Consider the following 6,321-nt stretch of genomic DNA (forward strand, 5'->3'; position numbering starts at 1 on the left):
CCCCAACCCCGTCATCCTGAGCGCCGCCATGCCCATGCCCCCCATGCTGATCGCGGCGCTCCTCGTGGGCGCCCCCCTGGTGATGATGGTGCAGATGCTGCTGCGGCATCAGCTCACCCTGGAGCTGCGAGAGCACGGACTGCACGCCCGGGGCGAGGTGGTCCGCATCCGCACGAGCTGGCTCAACGGGAAGTACCGCATCGTGGAGTACGTCTTCCCGCTGCCGGACGGTTCGGAGGTTCGTGGCGAGTACAAGGAGCACCGGAATGGGCTCTGGCGCCAGCGCGCCTCCGAGGGCGACACGCTGGAGGTCCTCTACCTGCCGGACAACCCCCACCGGCACCAGCGCATGGGGACGGAAATCGGGCTGCTCGGCGTCGTGACCGGGGTGTTCGGCCTGGTGGTCTTCATGTCCCTGGCCATCATCCTGATGATGAACGCGCCGTCGAAGAAGGACCCGGCGCCGCACGGGCCCACGCCCTCAAGCAGGATCCGGAACTACGACGGGCCGACCCCGCGCTCGAAGCCACGAACCACCGGGCAGCCGCAGCAGCTCGGCGAGTACTAGGGAGGCCCGGATGCACGTGCTGAACTTCGTCTGGGTCGGGGTGTTCTTCGTCGCCCTTCCGCTCACGGTGCTCTGCAGCGTGTGGCGCGCCTACCGGGTCGCCCGGAAGCTGCGCGAGCGGGGCCTGCGCGCGCAGGGAACGCTGGTCCGCGTCAAGCATGGCTCCATCGATGGCTACACGTACTGGGACGTGGACTACGTCTTCCACCCTCCCGGCGGCCCCGAGGTGCGCGGCAGCTACCAGCACCCCGAGAAGGAGGCCCGCCCCATTCCCCGGCAGGGGGACCCCGTCGAGGTCCGCTACCTGCCGGACAACCCCCGCTGGAACCAGGTCGAGGGCGATGAGACGGCCCTGTCCACGCGCGTGCTGCTCACGGCCATCTTCCTGACCGTGCTCGGCATCGTCGCGTTCGGCCTGGTGCGGCAGCTGAACTAGTTGGGCCCGTAGAAGGGCTCGTTCGCGGCGGGCACCGCGAGCGTGACGGAGCTGGCCGTGGAGGACACCGGCGCGCGGTAGATGCTGGGGTCACCGCCGGAGTCGTTGAAGAGGAAGCCCAGCTGCACGCTGCTCGTCCAGCTGGGGAAGCTCTCCTGCACGGTGCTCGCGGTGTAGTCCGTCAGCCGCCGCAAGGCGCCGCTGATGCCGTTGGCCGTCACGTTGCCCACGAAGATGCGCGTGCTGCCGGACGACAGCCGCCCGTCCAGCGCCACCTGCCGCCCGTCCGGGGACACCACCGCGCGGTTCGCGATGGCCAGCACCTCGTTGCCCAGCCGCACGAAGATGGGACTGCCGCCGTTCACCGGCACGAAGGCGAGCTGGTCGTACTGGAAGGCGTTGTTGCCCGCGGGCGCCACCACCGTGGTCCCGCTGGGGAAGAAGGACGGCGAGCCGTAGGCGATGGTCGTGCCGGGCGTCAGGTCCACGAAGCCGCTGCCATCCACCGCGATGCGCCCCAGCGAGCTCTGCGACCCCGAGCCCCGGTCGAACGCGAAGACGATGGTGCGCCCATCCGGGCTGAACGTGGGCCCGCGGAAGTTGGTGCACGCGCCGCACGCCGCGTCGTTGCTGCTCAGCAGCGTGGCCACCGGCCCCCCCGAGGTCGGCACCGTCTGGAGGGAGGACGTGGCGCCGGACTTCTGCACGAACACGATGCTGTTGCCGCTGCGGGAGATGGCCGGCGTGTACGCGCCGCCGGCCGTCGTCAGCCGCTGCGGGCTGTTGGGGTCGCCGTCGTCGTCCACCACGTAGACGTTCCGGTCACTGCGCACGAAGGCGAAGCCCCTGTCGAAGAGGACGTCGCCGGTGGTGCCACCGCCACCGAAGTCCGTGGGCTCGCACGCCCCCAGCAAGCCCACCGCCACCACACCGCCGAGCCATCGCCGCATGCCCATCATCTGTCTCCCGCTGTGCCGGCCCTGTCACACGTCCCGCGCCCGGCAGACTACAGGGCGCGCTGGCTGCGACGTCAACGTACGCGGAGGCATTCACCTCCCCCGGACATGCTCGTGATTTTCTTATTTATCTTATAAAACACGAAATACACATGTCTTCCTCCTACATCTCCCTCCCGTTCGCCGCTGTCGCCGCATGTCTCTCCTTCTCCGCGCCGGCCCAGGCCGGGGTGACGGCCATCGCTCCGCTCGCCACGTCCGTCGCGGAAATCAATCAGCAAATCGCCGCGGCCGTGCCCGGTGGTGAAGTGGTCGTGCGCGACGGCACCTACGATGGCGCGAGCATCAACTTCACCCAGCACGGCACTGCCAGCCAGCGCATCACGCTCCGGGCGCAGACGCGCGGGAAGGTCTTCTTCACGGGGGCTTCGTCCTTGACCCTCTCTGGCGAGTGGCTGGTCGTGGACGGGTTCGTCTGGAAGGACGCGCGCAAGCAGAACGTCATCTCGTTCAACCGGGCCAAGGACTGCGAGTTCCGGCACAACGCGCTCATCAACGCGGGGCCGGAGCCCACGGTGGCGGACGGCACCATCAAGCTGCAGAACTCGAGCGCGCGGAACAGCCTGCTGCGCAACCGCTTCGAGAACCTGCCCGCACAGGGCATCCGCATCACGTGCAACGCCACCAATTGCGGCAACGTGGACAACCGCATCGCCTACAACCTGTTCTACGGGAAGAAGTCGTCCGCGGGCACCAACAACGGCGAGTCCATCCAGCTGGGCTCCGGCATCATCGGTGACGTGAAGACGGTGGGCGACCTGGCCACGGTCGTCGAGTCCAACCTCTTCGAGGACATCGCGCCGTCGGCGGAGATGATCTCCAGCAAGACGAACTACAACGTCTTCCGCTTCAACACGTTCCGCGACACCCGGGACCGGCTCGTGCTGCGGATGGGAACGAACGCCCACGTGTACGGGAACTGGTTCATCAACGCGATGGGCATCCGCGTCCACGAGTCCAACCACTTCATCCACGACAACCACTTCGAGGGCGTCGTCGGGCCGGCCATCATGCTCCCCAGCGGGAAGCTGGCCGACAGCTGCTACCACTGGCCCGCGGACTCGGTGCGCATCGTCGCGAACACCGTGGTGGGCGCGTCCGACACCGCCATCCAGATTGGCGGCAACAAGATGGAGTCCAACGGCTGCACCTACTCGGAGGTGCCGAAGAACGGCTACTACGAGGAGAACCTCCTCGTGAACACCACCGGCGGCGCCTTCGAGCTCTACGCGCCGTCGCCCCAGACCTACGTGGAGAACATCGCCTGGCCGCAGGCGGGCGCGTCCACGGGCGTGTCCTTCGTGGACCCGCTGCTCGTCCGCAACACGCTGGGGGCCTGGATTTCCCGGCGGTTCCCCGCCCGGGGCGCGGTCATGCAGTGCCGCGCGCTGACGCTCGCGGACGTGGGACCGTCCAGCACGTTCACCTGCCCGTGAGCCGTCCCGAAGCGCGCCGCCTCAGCGGTTGAGGCGGTTCAGTTCGTTGCGGCAGACGTTGCAGGGCCCCAGCGACTTGCGGTCCACGTCCTGCGGCGACTGCGGGAAGAACATCACGCAGCGCGAGTCCTCGCAGTACGACAGGCCGATGAGGTGCCCGGCCTGGTGCACCGCCTCCACCTGCACGCGGCGGCGGAGCGTTTCGCCCTCCGCGCCCTGGCGCAGCCGGTACAGGCTCATCACCGCGACCTTGGACTCGCGGTCCGCCTGGCCGAAGATGAAGGGCGAGTCCGGTTCGAACAGGTCCGCGTCCGTCACGCCCATCACCAGCTCCTGGGGCGCGTCCTCCAGCACCGTGCCCAGCCGCCGCATGATGGCGTTGCAGTGGTACTGACTCCGGTCCTTGTTGAATGCGTAGGCCGGCGACGACAGCGCCATCCGGCTCACGACCGCGCTGACGCCCAGGTGCGTCGCCAGCGGATCCTGCAAGCCGTTCACGAGCGCGGACGGTGGACTGCCCACGGTGACCAGCAGGAGCGTCTTCTGCGGCATCAGCCCACCGCCTTCTACCTCCGGACGGACAGCGTTGACCGCGTCCCCCCGGAGCGGAGTGGCTGGGGCGCAAGGATTCGAACCTTGATAATCAGAGTCAAAGTCTGACGTCCTGCCATTAGACGACGCCCCAGCAGGTTCGCACGCGTACTCGTGGGCCGATACTACGGCACTTTGACGGGCGCGGGAACCCACTCTGACGATGGGCCCCTCCTGTCGCGGAGTCCGGGGGGCGGATCACTCCTCCGGAGGCCACTCGGAGGGCAGGCGGGGGGACGGGCTGTCATCCACCCGACAGGAGCCCCCCTCCCCTGCCCCTTTTCAGCCCTTCAGCACGGCCAGCGGCGTGAGCCGGACGCAGGGCGTCACGAGGTCCGCCTCGTCCTCCAGCACCTCGGTGAGGTCCCGGTAGGCGGCGGGCGCCTCCTCCACCAGGGCGTGCGTGCGGCCCGGGTCGAACACCACGCGGCGCATGGCGTGGACCAGCGCATCCGGGCGGATGCCGCGGCGGGCCTCCGTGCGGGTGAGCACGCGGCCCGCCCCGTGCGAGCAGGAGCGGAAGGCGCGGGGCTCCGCGCGGCCTTCGACGACGTAGGAGGCCGTGCCCATGGAGCCGGGGATGAGCCCCCGGGCCCCCGCGTCCAGCCCCACCGCGCCCTTGCGGTGGACCCAGAGCACGCGGCCGAAGTGCGTCTCGGAGGCGACGTGGTTGTGGTGCACATCCACGGCACTGTCCGCGTCGGGGGCCACGCCCAGCATGTCGGCCAGGACCGCGAGCGCCCGGACAGCGAGCTGGTCCCGGTTGGCGCGGGCGAAGCGGCACGCCAGCTCCAGGTCATGGACGCAGGCCCGGCCCGCTTCGGTGTCGGTGCGCAGCGCGGGGGGCGTGCCCTCACCGAGCACCTGTGCCACGCGCTGGTGATGTTCCCCCACCGCGCCTCCCACGCCCCGCGAGCCGGAGTGGATGAGCAGCCAGAGGTCCCCGGCCCCATCGCGGTCCAGCTCCAGGAAGTGGTTGCCCCCACCGAGCGTGCCCAGGTGGCGCGGCGCCAGCCGTTCCCAGGCGTGCGCGAGCTTCTGGGTGGACAGCGGTGGGGCTTCGAGCCCCGGTGGCAGGGGCAGGCCCCGTCCCCGGTGCACCGCGTCTCCCACCGGGATGACCCGGGCCAGCTGGGACAGCAGCCGCTCCAGGCCGGCGCGCGACAGCGAGGCGGCGGGGAAGGCGAACCGGTGCGCGCTCACGCCGCAGCCCAGGTCGTTGCCCAGGGCCCCCGGGACGACGTGGGCTTCGGTGGCGAAGACGGTGCCCACCGCCACGCCTGATGCGAGGTGCACGTCCGGCATCACCGCCACGTGCGCCGTGAGGTAGGGCTGCGCGGCCAGCTGCTGGAGCTGCTTCAGGGCCGCCAGGGGCACCGTGCGTGCCCAGGCGAGGAGAGGCACCGCGCCCGGTGGGACTTCAAGGATGCGGGGCATCACGCGTCACCTCCGTCCTCGGGCTCCGTGCGTGGGGCGGTGCCCACCAGGACGAAGCGCAGGTGAGGGGTGCGCTTGAGGTTCAGGTGCTGCGCCAGCTGCGAGCGCAGGTAGCCCTCCGCTCGGGAGAGGGCCTCCTTCACCGCGGCGGGGTCCGCGTCGTGCGGCAGCGTGTAGCCGATGCTCGCGATGCGGCCTTCGGGGGACAGCTCGCACGACGTCAGCGCGACGCCTTCGAGCCTGGGGTCGGACAGCTCGCCGCGGAAGAGCAGCGAGACCTCCTCGGACAGGGTGGATTGAACGCGCAGGTGACGCGCGGACGGCGCTTCGGAATGGAAAAGCGAGGAGCCCGAGCGCCTTGAAGACGCGCGGGGACGGCGATGCTTGGAAGAGGACATGAACGAAGACGGATTCCTGCGGGCCGTGCCGGAGCACGACCGGGGTGTGCACGCGAGTGAGCACCGCGCGGGCACGCCGTCTGGACCTCACGGCGAAAGCGTCCTCCACGGCCGCGACGGCGCTCACACGGGCACCGCCTTCGGCCGGGTGATGGACGCCGCCGGTGACGCTAGACGCGCGACCGTGCGAAGCGAACCGAGACCACCCTGGCGACACGTCCCATGGCACACCTCCCGCCGCGCTCACCGCGCGGACCGTCCACCGGACGCGGGGGAACACACGCAGCCGTCCGCGCCCCGACGCAGGGGCCTTCCCGGTCCTGACAGGCGGCGCTGTCCGCTGGTGACCAGCCACTCCATCCACCATCCGACGGGCGGCGGCGGTCGGATTGGCGGGACGGCCCTCCCCAGGCAAGCAGGGGGCGGGAGGGGTCATGGC

Annotated in this window: 7 protein-coding genes and 1 tRNA gene; 3 read left to right on the plus strand and 5 right to left on the minus strand. The window is 70.1% G+C overall.

What is annotated here, in order from left to right:
* The coding region (locus D7W81_RS38885; RefSeq protein ID WP_120560399.1) for a DUF3592 domain-containing protein at positions 1 to 568 on the plus strand (568 nt) is incomplete at its 5' end.
* Between the two features lie 10 nt (positions 569 to 578).
* Complete coding sequence (locus tag D7W81_RS38890) at positions 579 to 1,004, plus strand: DUF3592 domain-containing protein (protein ID WP_120560400.1); 426 nt, start codon at positions 579 to 581, stop codon at positions 1,002 to 1,004.
* Here the strand turns inward: D7W81_RS38890 and D7W81_RS38895 are convergent.
* Entirely contained in the window at positions 1,001 to 1,954 is a 954-nt protein-coding gene (locus D7W81_RS38895; protein ID WP_306440942.1) for a TolB family protein, read from the minus strand. The genes D7W81_RS38890 and D7W81_RS38895 overlap by 4 nt on opposite strands.
* Positions 1,955 to 2,112: 158 nt before the next feature.
* On the opposite strand from D7W81_RS38895, the gene D7W81_RS38900 reads away from it, so the two are divergent.
* Entirely contained in the window at positions 2,113 to 3,456 is a 1,344-nt protein-coding gene (locus D7W81_RS38900; protein ID WP_120560402.1) for a chondroitinase-B domain-containing protein, read from the plus strand.
* Positions 3,457 to 3,477: 21 nt separating this feature from the next.
* Here the strand turns inward: D7W81_RS38900 and D7W81_RS38905 are convergent, their stop codons facing one another.
* The 4 genes from D7W81_RS38905 to D7W81_RS38920 all read right to left on the minus strand — a co-directional run bounded on the left by D7W81_RS38905 (position 3,478) and on the right by D7W81_RS38920 (position 5,882).
* On the minus strand, positions 3,478 to 4,008 hold the full coding sequence (locus D7W81_RS38905; RefSeq protein WP_120560403.1) for a non-proteolytic archaemetzincin-like protein: 531 nt from the start codon (positions 4,006 to 4,008) through the stop codon (positions 3,478 to 3,480).
* A gap of 59 nt (positions 4,009 to 4,067) precedes the next feature.
* A tRNA-Gln gene (locus tag D7W81_RS38910) sits at positions 4,068 to 4,141 on the minus strand.
* A gap of 188 nt (positions 4,142 to 4,329) precedes the next feature.
* Positions 4,330 to 5,487, minus strand: coding sequence for an RtcB family protein (locus D7W81_RS38915; RefSeq protein WP_120560404.1), 1,158 nt, complete (start codon positions 5,485 to 5,487; stop codon positions 4,330 to 4,332).
* Entirely contained in the window at positions 5,484 to 5,882 is a 399-nt protein-coding gene (locus D7W81_RS38920; RefSeq protein ID WP_120560405.1) for a ribosome-binding factor A, read from the minus strand. Before D7W81_RS38920 ends, D7W81_RS38915 begins: the two co-directional genes overlap by 4 nt.
* Positions 5,883 to 6,321 lie beyond the last annotated feature (439 nt).

Source organism: Corallococcus aberystwythensis (assembly GCF_003612165.1).
Classification (GTDB): domain Bacteria; phylum Myxococcota; class Myxococcia; order Myxococcales; family Myxococcaceae; genus Corallococcus; species Corallococcus aberystwythensis.

Bases quoted from the DNA above. Each gene is read 5' to 3' on its own strand.
- D7W81_RS38895 (WP_306440942.1), bottom strand. From the start codon at position 1,954: ATGCGGCGATGGCTCGGCGGTGTGGTGGCGGTGGGCTTGCTGGGGGCG.
- D7W81_RS38920 (WP_120560405.1), bottom strand. From the start codon at position 5,882: ATGTCCTCTTCCAAGCATCGCCGTCCCCGCGCGTCTTCAAGGCGCTCG.
- D7W81_RS38900 (WP_120560402.1), top strand. From the start codon at position 2,113: ATGTCTTCCTCCTACATCTCCCTCCCGTTCGCCGCTGTCGCCGCATGT.
- D7W81_RS38905 (WP_120560403.1), bottom strand. From the start codon at position 4,008: ATGCCGCAGAAGACGCTCCTGCTGGTCACCGTGGGCAGTCCACCGTCC.
- D7W81_RS38890 (WP_120560400.1), top strand. From the start codon at position 579: ATGCACGTGCTGAACTTCGTCTGGGTCGGGGTGTTCTTCGTCGCCCTT.